This is a genomic window from Mycobacterium scrofulaceum, assembly GCF_001667885.1.
GTDB classification, from domain to species: Bacteria; Actinomycetota; Actinomycetes; order Mycobacteriales; family Mycobacteriaceae; genus Mycobacterium; species Mycobacterium scrofulaceum_C.
In genome coordinates this window covers 61,583-74,828 of sequence record NZ_LZJW01000132.1, presented here as the reverse complement: position 1 = coordinate 74,828, position 13,246 = coordinate 61,583, and the positions used below count along the sequence as shown (strand labels likewise).

12 protein-coding genes and 1 pseudogene are annotated in these 13,246 nt (G+C 66.0%); 6 read left to right on the top strand and 7 right to left on the bottom strand.

The window, feature by feature from the left end:
• Window positions 1-33 precede the first annotated feature (33 nt).
• Complete coding sequence (locus tag A5681_RS19210) at window positions 34-852, top strand: alpha/beta fold hydrolase (protein WP_067278592.1); 819 nt, start codon at window positions 34-36, stop codon at window positions 850-852.
• A gap of 47 nt (window positions 853-899) precedes the next feature.
• On the opposite strand, the gene A5681_RS19205 is transcribed toward A5681_RS19210, so the two are convergent.
• From A5681_RS19205 to A5681_RS19190, 4 genes are all read right to left on the bottom strand, one after another.
• Entirely contained in the window at window positions 900-3,164 is a 2,265-nt protein-coding gene (locus A5681_RS19205) for a putative bifunctional diguanylate cyclase/phosphodiesterase (protein WP_156738060.1), read from the bottom strand.
• A 243-nt stretch (window positions 3,165-3,407) separates the two neighbouring features.
• Window positions 3,408-4,523, bottom strand: coding sequence for a methyltransferase (locus tag A5681_RS19200; RefSeq protein ID WP_067278585.1), 1,116 nt, complete (start codon window positions 4,521-4,523; stop codon window positions 3,408-3,410).
• A gap of 458 nt (window positions 4,524-4,981) precedes the next feature.
• Window positions 4,982-5,362 (bottom strand): DUF4267 domain-containing protein, encoded by a 381-nt coding sequence (locus A5681_RS19195; protein WP_067278909.1) that lies wholly within the window; start codon window positions 5,360-5,362, stop codon window positions 4,982-4,984.
• 12 nt (window positions 5,363-5,374) lie between these two features.
• Window positions 5,375-5,692: an NIPSNAP family protein gene (locus A5681_RS19190; protein ID WP_067278581.1), complete on the bottom strand. Its 318-nt coding sequence runs from the start codon at window positions 5,690-5,692 to the stop codon at window positions 5,375-5,377.
• Window positions 5,693-5,877: 185 nt separating this feature from the next.
• On the opposite strand from A5681_RS19190, the gene A5681_RS19185 reads away from it, so the two are divergent.
• Complete coding sequence (locus A5681_RS19185; protein ID WP_067278577.1) at window positions 5,878-6,468, top strand: TetR/AcrR family transcriptional regulator; 591 nt, start codon at window positions 5,878-5,880, stop codon at window positions 6,466-6,468.
• A 161-nt stretch (window positions 6,469-6,629) separates the two neighbouring features.
• Here A5681_RS19185 and A5681_RS19180 read toward each other — a convergent pair whose 3' ends face one another.
• Both A5681_RS19180 and A5681_RS19175 read right to left on the bottom strand, forming a co-directional pair.
• The gene (locus A5681_RS19180; protein ID WP_067278905.1) at window positions 6,630-7,445 is read right to left on the bottom strand and encodes a PPOX class F420-dependent oxidoreductase; all 816 of its coding nucleotides are present in this window, start codon (window positions 7,443-7,445) and stop codon (window positions 6,630-6,632) included.
• A gap of 86 nt (window positions 7,446-7,531) precedes the next feature.
• On the bottom strand, window positions 7,532-7,762 hold the full coding sequence (locus A5681_RS19175; protein ID WP_067278574.1) for a DUF167 domain-containing protein: 231 nt from the start codon (window positions 7,760-7,762) through the stop codon (window positions 7,532-7,534).
• 46 nt (window positions 7,763-7,808) lie between these two features.
• On the opposite strand from A5681_RS19175, the gene A5681_RS19170 reads away from it, so the two are divergent.
• From A5681_RS19170 to A5681_RS19155, 4 genes and pseudogenes are all read left to right on the top strand, one after another.
• Complete coding sequence (locus A5681_RS19170) at window positions 7,809-8,627, top strand: NlpC/P60 family protein (protein ID WP_156738059.1); 819 nt, start codon at window positions 7,809-7,811, stop codon at window positions 8,625-8,627.
• A gap of 34 nt (window positions 8,628-8,661) precedes the next feature.
• Window positions 8,662-9,465, top strand: a complete 804-nt coding sequence (locus A5681_RS19165) for a HugZ family protein (protein WP_067278568.1) — start codon at window positions 8,662-8,664, stop codon at window positions 9,463-9,465.
• 142 nt (window positions 9,466-9,607) lie between these two features.
• Window positions 9,608-10,319, top strand: a pseudogene (locus A5681_RS19160) (DUF899 domain-containing protein).
• The gene (locus tag A5681_RS19155; RefSeq protein WP_067278564.1) at window positions 10,309-10,779 is read left to right on the top strand and encodes an SRPBCC family protein; all 471 of its coding nucleotides are present in this window, start codon (window positions 10,309-10,311) and stop codon (window positions 10,777-10,779) included. Before A5681_RS19160 ends, A5681_RS19155 begins: the two are co-directional and overlap by 11 nt.
• Window positions 10,780-10,798: 19 nt before the next feature.
• Here the strand turns inward: A5681_RS19155 and A5681_RS19150 are convergent, their stop codons facing one another.
• The gene (locus tag A5681_RS19150) at window positions 10,799-13,090 is read right to left on the bottom strand and encodes a putative bifunctional diguanylate cyclase/phosphodiesterase (protein ID WP_067278561.1); all 2,292 of its coding nucleotides are present in this window, start codon (window positions 13,088-13,090) and stop codon (window positions 10,799-10,801) included.
• Window positions 13,091-13,246: the final 156 nt, after the last annotated feature.

Below are 13,246 nucleotides of genomic sequence, written 5' to 3'. Positions count from 1 at the left end.
GATAGCGGCGAGTCGACTGCGAGAGGAACGTCTGTGCCCACCATTACTACCTCGGACGGTGTCGAGATCTTCTATAAGGACTGGGGCGCTGGCCAACCGATCGTTTTCAGCCATGGCTGGCCGCTGACGGCCGACGACTGGGACGCGCAGACGATGTTCTTCCTACACCACGGCTATCGGGTGATTGCTCACGACCGGCGTGGGCATGGCCGATCGGAGCAGGCCGGGACCGGCAATGACATCGAGCATTGGGTGGCCGATCTGGCCGCGCTGACCGACCACCTCGACCTGCGCGACGCGGTCCATATCGGACACTCCACCGGCGGTGCTGAAGTGGCCTGCTATGTGGCTCGCCACCAGGAGCGGGTCGCCAAGGCGGTGCTGGTGTCCTCCCCAACGCCGAGCATGGCGCAGACCGAGAGCAATCCGGGCGGGCAACCCCAGGAGTGGTTCGACGCGGTGCGTGCGGGTGTTTTGGGCAATCGATCGGAGTTCTTCCGCGCGGTGCCAGAGGGGCCGTTCTACGGATTCAACCGCCCAGGTGCGAAGGCGTCCGAGGCGGTCATCGCGAACTGGTGGCGCCAAGGCATGTCCGGTAGCGCCCACGCTCACTACGAGACCGTGGCGTCCTGGCTGCGGGATTACAGCGAAGATCTGCGGACGATCACCGTTCCCGTCCTGGTGATGCACGGCGACGACGATCAGATCGTTCCGTTCGCCAGCGCGGTGCCCCGAGCGGTCGACCTCCTTCAGGACGGCTCGTTGAAGACCTATGCCGGCTACCCGCACGGCATGCTGACCACGCACGCGGATGTCCTCAACCCGGACCTGCTCGCGTTCATCGCGTCCTGACCAGCGACCGCTTGCGAGCTCGGACCGACGCACCCGAGTCGAAGCGGCTAAGACGCGACGAAATCAGTCAGGTCGGCGGCCCGACCGAACAGATGGCCTTGCGCCAGGCCACATCCGGCCATGAAGACTGTCTCAGCCTGCTCGGCGGTTTCGATTCCCTCAGCAATAACCTTGAGGCCCAGGGCTTCACAGAGCCCGATGACTGAGCGATACAGCGTGAGGTTACGTCCCGGCTCGACGCCTGTCGCCAGCCCGCGGTCGAGTTTCACGATCTGCACCGGCAACTCGTGCCAATAGGTCAGCGAGTTGTATCCGGCGCCGAAGTCGTCCAGGGCCACTCTGAGGCCCAGGCCGTTGAGGCGCCTGATGGCCGCCGCGGCGTCGGCGAGATCCACAATGGGCACCGTCTCGGTGATCTCCAGGACGACGCGTTGTGGCGGCAACCCGTGCCGGGCGAGCGTGCGGCTGATCACCCGTTCGAATTCGACGCTGCCCAATCGCGCCGCGCCGATGTTGATATGAACGTCCAGTTCGAGGCCAGACGATTTGATGTCCGCGCAAGCTCGATCGAGTACCAGGGCGTCGAGTTCTGCCCCCATGCCGTTGGCCTCGGCCAGGGACACGAAGGTCTGGGGAGGAATCTGAATGCCGCTCGGTGTGGTCCAGCGGGCAAGCGCCTCGAGGGCGACCGGGTTGCCCTGCGGAAGGCCGACGATGGGTTGGTACTTCAGCCGAAAGCCTTGTGGAGCAGCGCCATTCGCTTGCCGAAGCGCCGTCGGGAAATCCTCGGCCACGGTGAACGCCGGCCGGTAGACCACCGCGGTGTCCTTGCCTAGGCGCTTTCCGGTGTACATCGAGATGTCGGCCTGCCTCAGGAGATCATCGGAGGTCCGAGGCAGACCGTCACATCCGGGACTGACCAGGCCCATGCTGGCGCGCACCCGAACCGACGTGCCGTGCACCGAGAACGGGCTGCGAAGCGCAAGCCGCAGCTGATCGGCGACGAGTTCGGGTGACTCCACGACACCCGTGATGAGGATGGCGAACTCGTCTCCGCCGACACGAGCCAGTGTGTCCTCGGGGTCAAGGCAATCCCTGAGCCGCCCGCTGATCGCGCATAGCAGCTCATCACCGGCCGCGTGCCCGAAGCGATCGTTGACCTCTTTGAAATCGTCGATGTCGACGAAGATCAGTACGAACGGTCCATGGCTTATCGCTTCGTCCAGCCGCTGCGCCAAGAACAATCGATTGGGCAGGTGGGTCAACGGATCGTGATGAGCCTGATGAGCGAGGCGGCTTTTGGCGTCGATGAGCTCTTCGGTGAGAGTCCGCTGCACGCGCATCGCCACCAGGTAGCGGGTCGAGACGAGCACGGCCATCGCAACGTACGTGCCGATGAAGATGGGGTCGACATGGCGTCCGATGAGCTCGTGGAAGGTGACGAGAGCGGTGCTACCCATGAAACCCACGTAGGGCAGGGTGAGCTGCGCCCAGTTGGTCGGCATTTCGTCCTCGTGTTCGGGCCGGGCGCGTGGTGGAAAATCCAACAAACTCCATGCGATCAGCAGTGGAGCCATCACGAACCCGGTGCCCACCCACAAGTCCAGCTGCCTCACTCCGACGCTGCGAAGGTAAGCCAGCAGCCGGTCGGAAGACGTCAGGGTGATCACCGCGGCGGCAAGCAGCATGTAATTCGTCCGGCCCGGCCGGTACGGCGGATACCACATCGCCAGCAGCAGGGCGCTCACCACCACGACGAGCTCGACTACCGCGATACCGGTCACGACTGCGGTGTTGGTCGACCTTGGCAACGCGGCTCCGTGCACGGCCCCCAGCCGGGCGACATAGACCAGGTGGAAGAACGCCAGAGTCGCCAACAATCCATCAAGGGCGGTGGTGATGACGCTCTGCCGTCCCCCGATCCACGTTCGCGCCTGCCCTGGGCGGCCGGACCGTACCAGCAGAAGTATCGCCGCACCGAAGAGCAGTCCGGCAACGAAATAGCCGATGACCGCAGACGCTGGGGCCGTCGCGCCGCTATCGGTTGTGCGGACTGGCTGAGAGAGGGCCTCAGCGGCGAGGAAGGTGGCGATGGCTGCCAGCAGGGTCACGCGCCACCACCGTGCAGGGGCGGCTACCCGCCGAACGACAAGCAGCCCGGCGAGCAGCGCCACAACGCACAGCACCGCTTCGAGAACGAACTGCGCCCGCTGCGCCGCCGCCACCCCCCACAGTCCGAGCGCGTTGAACCCTGCCGCAGCAACGACGACTGCAGACAACGCATAACCCATGCGGCGGCTCAGAAACCGCAACGCGCCCCCTCCAGCCCGCGGTATGACGTGTAGATCTTGGCAGAACGGGGCGGCACTGGGACCGTTATCGCTTATGCCAGGGAAACCTCAAGGCGTTCGCAGCAAAGGTGAGGCAAGATCGCCTGATTGGCCGGGCATGGCCAACGCCACGAACTCGGTCCGTGCGTCGCACTGGCGCGAGACGGATCCGTGCCCGCGTGGTCCGGGGGGGTGCCGCATCCGCGTCCAGCATCGTCGGGCGGGCTATACCGCGATTCCCTCGATGATGCTGAGCGGAGATACGGTCTCGACGACGCGATTCAAGCGAAAGCCGGCCTGGTCGAACAGCCGCTCATATTCGTCCGCGGTGCGCTCGCGGGCGCCGGCGACGACCAGCATCTCGAGGTCCACCCACTTGCCGTGGAAGTCGCGGTCGTGCTCGGGAATGACGAACTCGCAGAGCAACAAGCGTGCACCGGCACGAGCTGACGCGCGGACATTGCTGAGGATGCGCACCGCGTCTTCCTCGGGCCAGTCGTGAATGACGTTTTTGAGCACATACGCATCACCACCCTCCGGCGCGGAATCGAAGAACGAGCCCTCTTCGATCCGGACGCGGCCGTCGACACCGTGCTTGCGAAGCAGCGCCGGGGCGCCCGCCACCACCTCCGGAAGATCAAAGAGCACCCCGCGCGACTGCGGGGCCGTCTCCAGGATCGCCGCCAACAGCCGACCGTGTCCCCCGCCGACATCGACGATCGTGGCGAACGCCCCGAAGTCGTAGGCGGCCGTCAAGGGCACGGTCGCGAATTCGGACACGTTGGTCATGGCGGTGTTGAAAATCCCCGCTAGCTCCGCTTCGTCGGCCAGGTATTCAAAGGCCGGTTTGCCGCGGAGCGCCGGGATGACCGCTTTCCCGGTCCGGATCGCATCGGTGAGGTGACTCCAGTGCTCGCGATGTTGCGGCGACCCAACCCACCGCGCCATCCCGGCCATTGACACGGGCGCGTCGGTGCGCAGCGTTTCACCCAGCGGGGTGAGTGCGTAGCGCCCATCACTGCGTTGCCGGAAAATTCCGATGCCGATCAACGCGCGCATGAGTCGCCTCAGAGCGTCGGCGTTAGCGCCGATGCGGTCTGCTAGCTGCTCGCCGGACAGCGGGCCACTCGCCAGGGCATCCGCCACGCCAAGATCGGCCGCCGACGTGATCGCTTGAGCGACCCAAGCGTTCAGGATCAGCTCCATCATCGCCGCCGCGGGCGGAGCGGAGCGCTGGCGCAGCCGGGACAACTGGTAGCGGAGGTGTTCGACGGCTCGCGCGACCCTGACGGGCGGAACTTTCGACGCCAAGTGACTGCCCTTCTCGTTGCTCTTCGCCATAAATCGACGTGCGCCGACTGCTCTCGTGCGTCAGCAAAGCCACGATAGAGCAGTCGAACTCGTTCACTCAGCGCTCGTGCGGTGAACCGGTGGACCGGTGCGCGTCAAACTATGCCCGGGAAACGAGAAAATTTCAACAGTGATTGAAATATGATCCGAATCGACCTATAGTCCTGACAAGGGGGTCGGATGAACGGAGGCCGTCATGTCACGTCTAGTCACGAAGGTCGTCGTCGCGGTGATCCTCGCATTCACCGCAGTGACAGCGACCGCATGCGTCCCGGCGGCGACCGTGGGGCCACCCCTTGGGGTCGCGGCGGGGTAAAGCTCGAACGGCAGGGCCATCTGGCGAACCCGTGGCGTCGGCGAATTTCGTTGGGGCAGAGAGGGCACGATTAGGCCGCCCTCCTCTCCCCCGCCCTCCCGGAGACGCCCGTCGCTGTCGATATGGTGAGCTTCTAGGACAGGAGCAACAGCGCGGTCGTGACGAGCATGATGGCGGCGGTGCCGACGTGGACGCCCCAGGCGATTGACTTCGACCCGCCGCTGCGCAACACGATGGCCCCATCGGCTAACGGAATGATGGTGGCAGCCAACATAACCCAGCCAATCAGGTGCGTCGCACCCGCGACCATCAGGATGACGACGAACAGCCCTGTCGCCATGTCGCGCACGCCCTTGACGCTCAAGTAGGCGTCCGCGCCCGGCTGGTTGAGATCCGGCTGTACCCCGTAGCCGGCGGCGGCGACGCGCGGTGCGAGCAGAAAGCGCGCGCCGATGAAGATGATGGCCGCGGCGAGCAGTCCGGCGAGCGTATAGCCGATGATGGTGACAGTCATGTCGAGCACTCCTTAATGGATCGGTGAAAACTGCGTTGCTTCAAGGAACTTCGTCTCGACATCAACGATGTCGCCGACGTCGAAGCCGGCCATGTCGGCGGCGAATTCTGGGCTGCGCATGATGCGTTGCGCGAGCTGCTGGGGGTCGTCGCCCGGTGGGTAGCGGATCAGTGCGACGAGTCGGTTAGCGGCACCGGTCCGCTCGGTCCACACACCGTGGGTGGTGACCCCGAACGTCTCGAAGGTCGCCAGGTGACGAGCCCAATGCACCGTTGCATACTGCTGCAGCACGTCCGGTGATCGCAGGGTGTAGATCCTGAGCTGAAACATCGATTCTCCTTGTGCTCGTATTAGGCGGCCGGTCCGGACTCCACCTGCTGCGGGCGGTGCGCCCTCCGGCGGTGTGGCTTCCAGGGCCATGTCTGGCTCCTCCCTCGTAGCGCTAGCAACGCTAACCCCCGCGACCTACCGTGTCAATAGCGGCGCTAGATTTTCTAGTCGTGCTACTGTCGGGTATGGCTATTGAAGATCGTCGGGAGCGGGAGCGGGCCGCTCGGCGGACGCTGATCGTGACAACGGCGCGCAGGTTGGCCGAGGCCGAAGGGTGGGACGCCGTCACCACTCGTCGATTGTCGACCGAGATCGAATACAGCCAGCCTGTGCTCTACAAGCACTTCGCCGGCATGGAACAAATCGCCGACGCTGTCGCCGTCGACGGATTTGGCGAGCTCGCCGACGCGATTCGGGCCGCCCGGTTGGGTGCCGGCGCCGCCGATGAGGTCCTCGCCCGAATTGCGCAGGCATACCTCGACTTCGCTCGCGACAACCCGGCGGTGTACGACGCCATGTTCACCCGCGCGACCACCCTGCGCTTCGCCGAGCAAGACACTCCCCCGGAGCTGACGGCAGGCTTCGCGGAACTACGCCAAGCGGTGCGCCTGGTCGCCGACGAGCAGGATGCGGACGCGCTCACCGAAGTGTTGTGGGCTGCGCTGCACGGACTGGTCACGCTCACGCGTACCGGACGACTGCGCCCTGGGCACGACGCGGAACGCCTCGAGCTGCTCGTCAGACAATTCAGCGACAAAGCGATATCGGCGCGCTGAGCCGAGAGGTGCGCTGCACCGAACGGTATCCCAAGCGTCTGGGCAAGAGCGCGATTCGACCTAGCCTCGTCGATGAGACGCAGCGGGAAAATGTCAGCGCACCGCCAGACGTCCGCTGGTACAGCGCATTCGGTAGTCGACAGCGCTATTGACGCCCGAACTTATCGGCCAGCGGCGGGATCAGGAATCGGAGTCAACTCCGCATGGATCGTTCGGCCGAACTTGGAGCGCATCAGCCGGTGCGCCGAGGGCACCAGCACGCCGTGCAGGAATGGATATTTCCGCCGGAGCAGACGCCCCGCCCGCTGGTATTCAGCCCCTTCCAGCAGACGCACGCGGCCAGGCAACGCAGAGCCCGTCGGCTTGCCCGATGCGGTCGCCGGGCCGAATTCGACACTCGCGTTACGGCGAATGCGGCGCACTTTGACCGCGCGTTCGAAACTGCGAAAGTAAGCGCGATCCCCGTCCACCACGATGCTGACCGGGCTGGAGCCTGGCCTGCCGTCCTTGCGAAAGGTGGTGAGGCTGATGGTCTTTTGGCGCACGAACGGCGCCAGCACCGGACTGGTTGCCGTGCCCACGGAGCCCAGCACGTAGCCGAGTTGGCGCAACCGCAGCACGAACGCCACCACCAGAGCAACCGACACCCCACCGAGCAGCCACGCTTGCGTGGCGGAACCACCGACGTCGAGGTCGACAATGTGGTTGACCGTGTGCACGGTGTTCGCCACGAGAAACCCGGCGAGCGCCGTCGCCAGCGCGTCCGCCCAAATGAGGGCGAGTAGCAGTGTGACGCCCAGACCCAGCTGGAACGCGCCCACGTCATGCAAGAAGTGCCGGTGCGCCGCAAAGCCAACGACATCAGCGAAGCCACTCGGATCGACCAGGCACCAGATCCCGATCCCGGCCGTGACCGCCCCCAAGGCAACCGTGACCGCGATCAGGAAGACCTGCGCGGGCGTACTCAAGCGATTCATCGTGCCGTCCTTTCCCACTAATCCGTCCAACTCTCTGGTCGCTAGACGGGACGGGACAGCGATATGTGACGCGCGGTCACGCGCCCTCAGCGATGCACGCGGAAACGCTTGAGTCGTGAGGTCGCTCCGGAAATCAATTCGACCCGGCTCCTGGGCAATTCGAGATGGGCCGCCAGCAGCCTGATGGCGGCGTCGTTGGCCTTGCCGTCAACGGCCGGTTCCCTGACGTGAATCGTCAGCTCACCTTGGGGGCCCACCTCGACGAGGGGTCCCCGGCGACTCCCGGGCTTGACCCGCACGACAACGGAGTCGCTCATGCCCCGAAAGCTACCGGCCGCATACCTCGTTCGGTAGCGTGACCCCGTGAGGTGTTCCCGGGCGCTGCTCTGCGTGCTCTGCATAGCGGCTCCCGCGCTCGCTGTTCCCTTGGTAGACGGGCGATCTCGCGCCGACAACGGCGAGTTTTCCTACCCGTTCTCGTGCAACTTCAGCTCCCTGACAGGGGATTTCGCCAACCGCGACGCGCTGCCGCAAACCCAGGATCCGCCGGCCGACTGGTATCGCACCGATTCCGAGGGCCATTACCTCAACCGCGGGTGGGGCCCGCGGTCCGTCGCCCTGCCGCCGCCGGAGACCCCGCAAGACGCGGGTTGTGATGCCGCCACCTGGAAACGGGAACGCATCCTCGCCGTGGCCATGCGCTACGTCTACTCCCCCGACAACCCCCTCGGCCTGCAATACCGCCACCATCACATCCCCGGCTGGCAGCCGCCCACATCGACCTATGCCGGCGCGATCGCAGAGAATCCCGACCCCGACGGCGCGCAGGGGCTGACGGCGTGGGATCCCGGCCGCGGTCTGGACTGTTCGAATTTCACCGCCTGGGTCTACAACTACGGTCTCGGCATCAAGTTCGGCGGTAATGTCCACGAGCAGGCCGATGGCACCGCCGGCCCGATGGGCCGCCGCCTCCCGCAAGACGGTCCTTTCCGGCCCGGCGATCTGATCTACCTGCACCCCAACGCAAACGCGAGCGTCGCCTCGCATGTCGTCATCTACGTCGACGACGGCCACATCATCGACAGCCGAGTCAACGCCCAGAACCGCCTCGGGGTCCAGGTCCGCAATCGATTGGGCTGGTACCGCGAAGCCGTTCTCGGCGGTTGGCGGCCGATCAACTAAAGGCGCCCACCCGTCGGCGAGTAGCCTCGCGGGCGTGGCACTTCGCGACCATGGCGACCCCGGTGGCGCACCCTCCGTGCCACCGCCACTTCGACCCCCGACCGACTCGAAGCGTTTATCCGCGGCCGAGCACGCCCGCACCATTGCGGCCGCCACGAACGCCGCCACGCTGGCCTCGTTGACCCCCGACGGCGACCCCTGGGCGTCGCTGGTGGCCTATGGCTTGCTGGGCGGGGCCCCGGTGCTGTGCGTGTCAAACCTGGCCGAACATGGTCGTAACCTGGCCGCCGACCCACGGGCGAGCCTTTCCATCGTTGCGGACGCCGCCGAAGCCGATCCACTGGCGCGCGCCCGGATCACGTTGGCGGGCACGGTCGCTCGCCCACTGGCCGACGACCGGAACGCGGCGCGGGCCGCATACCTCAACGCGGTGCCCGAAGCACGTCTCTATGTCGACTTCACCGACTTCGCCCTCTGGGTGCTGAACGTACATAGGGTCCGCTGGGTGGGTGGATACGGCCGGATGGACTCGGCCACCGGTGAACAGTACGCGGCCGCCGCGCCGGATCCGATCGCGCCGGCCGCGCCCAGGGCCCTGGCGCACCTCAACGACGACCACCGCGACGCCTTGACCGCGATGGCCCGCGCGTTCGGCGGCTATCCCGACGCCGAATCCGCGGTATGCGCCGGCATCGACCGATACGGGCTCGACCTGCGGGTCCACACCCCACGTGGGGTGGCTTATGCCCGCATCGGATTCCCGGAACCGCTGCAGTCCGCTGACCAATTACGTTCGGCGACAGCGGATTTAGCCCGACGCGCGGAGCAATCCCGGTAATCGCCGGGCGCTGCCCGGGGCGGTCGAGGGGACGGCCGATGGAGCCGGCGGGCGGAAAGTCCGCGGCGTGCAGCGATGAATTTCGGACGCTCCACCAGTCAGACCTTTGAAGACCAACGAATTCCGAGCAAAGGTGGATCCCATGTCCGCAAACACGGCCCTGCCGCCCGTCGTCGATCACCACACCTGGCGCACGGCGCTCGACGAACTGCGCAAGCGCGAGAAGGCCGCCACCCGCGAGTTGGATGCGATCGCTGCCCAACGCCGCCGGCTGCCGATGGTCGAGCTGCCCGGCTACACGCTGACGGGTGCCGACGGGCCCATCCGCCTGGTGGATGTGTTCGACGGCCGCTCGCAGTTGATCGTCTACCACCACATGTGGTCCGACGGCGCGGAGTGGCAGTGCAGTGGGTGCACAGGATTTACGTCGCAGTTCACCCGGCTGGAATTTTTGGACAACTACGACGCCCGGGTTCGTTATTGTGACCAACGGGCCGATCGAAGAAGCCCTCGCCTACAAGCACAAGGTCGGTAACCGGATGGACTGGTATTCGTCCTCCCAGAGCCCGTTCGCCGCCGACATGGACGCGCCGCCCGGCGGCGGGTTCGGGGTCAACGTTTTCCTTCGCGACGGCGAGACCGTCTACCGCACGTGGCATACCAACGGCCGAGGCACCGAGCAACTGAGCCACACGTTCGGGCTGATCGACATCCTGCCGTGGGGCCGCCAAGAGGATTGGCTCGATTCGCCCGAAGGATGGCCGGCGCGGCCCACCTACTCCGGGTGGCTCGACTCCCCCGCCATCGCGGCCGCCTACGGCCCAGGGGCACGTGGAGACAACCATGACCGCTGAACGTTACGTCGTCACCCGCACCATCGCCGCTAGCCCGGCGGCCATCTTCGCCGTGCTCGCCGACCCGTCCCGGCACCGGAACACCGAGCCGACGGACTGGGTCCGCGACGCGGTCGACACGGCCCCCATCACCGGCGCGGGGCAGATGTTCGCGATGAACATGTATCTCCCCCAGGCCGGCGGCGACTACGTCACGCACAACCTGGTCGATGTCTTCGATGAGGGCCGCTCGATTGGCTGGAAGCCGGGCGTGCTCGACGACGCGGGCAACCATGCGCCCGGCGGTTGGTTCTGGCGCTACGACCTCGTCCCCCATGGCGATGGGACCGACGTCACCCTCACCTACGACTGGAGCGGCACCTCGCAGGACTTCCGCGACCGCGTGGGCACGATACCGATCTTTGCCGAGGATTACCTCGCTGAGTCGCTGGCCTCGCTGGAGCGATCGGTCGTGAGCTGACCGCCGAGCGCGCCGTCCGCTACTGTGCGGCCAGTGTCGAATTCGCTGGGACGCGGGAAATCTCGGAAGCCGGCAACGGGCTGCAGAAGAAGTTCCCTTGTACGGCGTCACAACCGTATTCCTTGAGCCGCTGGGCGGTGGCGCTGTCCTCGACGCCTTCGGCAACGGTGGCGATGCCGAACGCGGACGCCAGCTCGATGACCGAACGTGCAATGGTCGCGGCGCGGTCGTCGTGGACGATCGGCGCTATGAACTCCCGGCCGAGCTTGACCTCGTCGGCCGGCAGCTCGCGCAGATACGTGAGAGTGGCGTAGCCGCTGCCGAAGTCATCAATCGCCACCCGGATGCCGTTCTCCCGAAGACGATTGAGCACTGTGCGGGCCCTGGCGAAGTCGGCGACCATCAAGTCCTCGGTGATCTCGATCGTGAGGCAACTGGGCGGCATCCCGCGCTCGGCGAGCACCGACATGATGCGGTCAGGCAGCGCATCCTCATCGAGGGACGGCGCCCCCAAGTTGATCGCGACGGGAACCGGGGTGCCGGCGGCGTACCACGCCGCAGCGTCGGAGACGGCCCGTGTCAGGACCAGATCGGTGAGCACATGTATCAGCCCGTGTTCGCGGACCAGCGGCAAGAATTCGTCGGGCCCCAGCACGCCGAATCGCGGGTGTTGCCATCGGACGAGCGCCTCCACCCCGGTCACCGACCCCGTCGACATGGCGAATTTCGGCTGGTACAGCAAGGTCAGCGAATCGCTCTCGATGGCCCGTCTCAGCTCGCCGAGCAGTTGCAACCGCGCGATGGCACCGGCGTGGGCCGGAAACCGGCCAAGCTGCGCGTCCATTTCGGGGGTGAACGTCCGCACGTTGCTCGAGCTGGGCAGCCGGGCATACGACCTTGCGGCATCGGCCTGTTTGAGAAGATCATTCGGCGCCAGCACTTCTGTTCCGGCCGAGGCCACGCCGATACTCAGCCGCACGTCCAGTCGGTGATCCTCGACGGCCACGGGCTCCTCGAACGACCGTGCCAGCCCGTTGGCGACCTGCACGGCCACATCCGGACGGTCTTCGACCAGCACCGCAAACTCGTCGCCGCCCATCCGCGCGACGGTGTGGCTATCGCTGATATTGGCCTGGATCCGCTCGCCAACGTCGCGTAACAATTCGTCGCCCACGTCGTAGCCGAGTGTGTCGTTCACCAACTTGAAATCGTCGACACCTACCGTCAGTACGCTGACGGGCACGTTGTGCTGCACGTGTAGGCGGAGCGCGTGCGCGAGGCGATCGTCGAACAGGCGGTGATTCGCCAACCCGGTCAGCGGGTCCCGTAAAGCGGCGTCGGAAACCGCCGCGAGCAGACGTTGCTTTCGGTCCAGGAGCAAGATGTGGCGGGCCACGGTGGTGACGAAGAGCACCACGCAGATCGAGAAGACGAACGCCTCACCCCGGTATGCCGGCCAAAAGTGAACCGCGCCAACAGTAATGGCCAGCAGGACCGCCAGGTACGGCAACCAAAGCGCCGTGCGCGACGACGGTTGCGAGAAACCGAGGTCGGGTTCCGGTCCCGGCCGAGAAGTGAGCCCGGAGAGCGTGAAGAAGTACATCCCGACGACCCAACCGAGAACGACGAGGTCGCTCGGCGCCTGGTCCGCCCGATCTTGATAGACGTGGACCACCCCGGCCGCGGCGATGACTCCCCACCCCAGCATCATCAGCGTGGGGGAAAGCTTGCGACCCGGCTCGGACTTGCGCACAACGATGAACGCCGTGGCGACCAGCCCCAAATACACGCCGCCGGCGGCGGCCAACACCACTTGCGGAATGCTGAACGTCAGTGGAAGTCGAGCCGTCCGTCCCAGCGGCAGAATGACGAGAACCACGAGCAGCGACGCGGTGATGAGGATGCCGTCGAGGAGCAGGCCGATTCCGAATCGGGCGTCGTCCCGGCTGGGAATCGTGATCGCGGCGGCCAACGCGCACAGCGGCAGAATCAGGTAGCCCAGGTTGGCCGGCGACAGATCCGCGACCGGAAGAGCCCCACCCACCGCGACGTAGCACCACACTGCCTCGCCGCCGGTCCAGCCGACCAGGCCGGTAGCCATGGCGGCCCACGCCAGGCGCTGGCGGCCTCGAGAACCGCGGGCGGCAAGGACCGAACATGCAATGGCGACGACGCCCGCGATGACCGAGCCCGCCGGCGCGAGCACCGCCCGGCCCCGGGCGCTCGAGCTGACAAACATCGCCGCGAACACGATGAGCCCGACGGTTGCCAGCGCGACCACCACCAGTCGGCTGCGGGTCAGTGACAACATTCCCCTTACTCTGTCGGGCGCGGTTCGCAAGCAGGATAAGACACGCCGCGAACGTACTTCGGCGGATTTGCCCACCTGTTTCTCGGCAATTACGGCGTCGAACACCTTCCCTTGGTCGAGTCGGTTCGGCTAGCAGAAGCGCAGACTCCATGCACT

Coding starts and splice junctions, on each gene's coding strand:
- A5681_RS19200 (WP_067278585.1), bottom strand. CDS start 4,523: ATGGCGAAGAGCAACGAGAAGGGCAGTCACTTGGCGTCGAAAGTTCCG.
- A5681_RS19195 (WP_067278909.1), bottom strand. CDS start 5,362: ATGACTGTCACCATCATCGGCTATACGCTCGCCGGACTGCTCGCCGCG.
- A5681_RS19190 (WP_067278581.1), bottom strand. CDS start 5,692: ATGTTTCAGCTCAGGATCTACACCCTGCGATCACCGGACGTGCTGCAG.
- A5681_RS19185 (WP_067278577.1), top strand. CDS start 5,878: ATGGCTATTGAAGATCGTCGGGAGCGGGAGCGGGCCGCTCGGCGGACG.
- A5681_RS19180 (WP_067278905.1), bottom strand. CDS start 7,445: ATGAATCGCTTGAGTACGCCCGCGCAGGTCTTCCTGATCGCGGTCACG.
- A5681_RS19175 (WP_067278574.1), bottom strand. CDS start 7,762: ATGAGCGACTCCGTTGTCGTGCGGGTCAAGCCCGGGAGTCGCCGGGGA.
- A5681_RS19155 (WP_067278564.1), top strand. CDS start 10,309: ATGACCGCTGAACGTTACGTCGTCACCCGCACCATCGCCGCTAGCCCG.
- A5681_RS19150 (WP_067278561.1), bottom strand. CDS start 13,090: ATGTTGTCACTGACCCGCAGCCGACTGGTGGTGGTCGCGCTGGCAACC.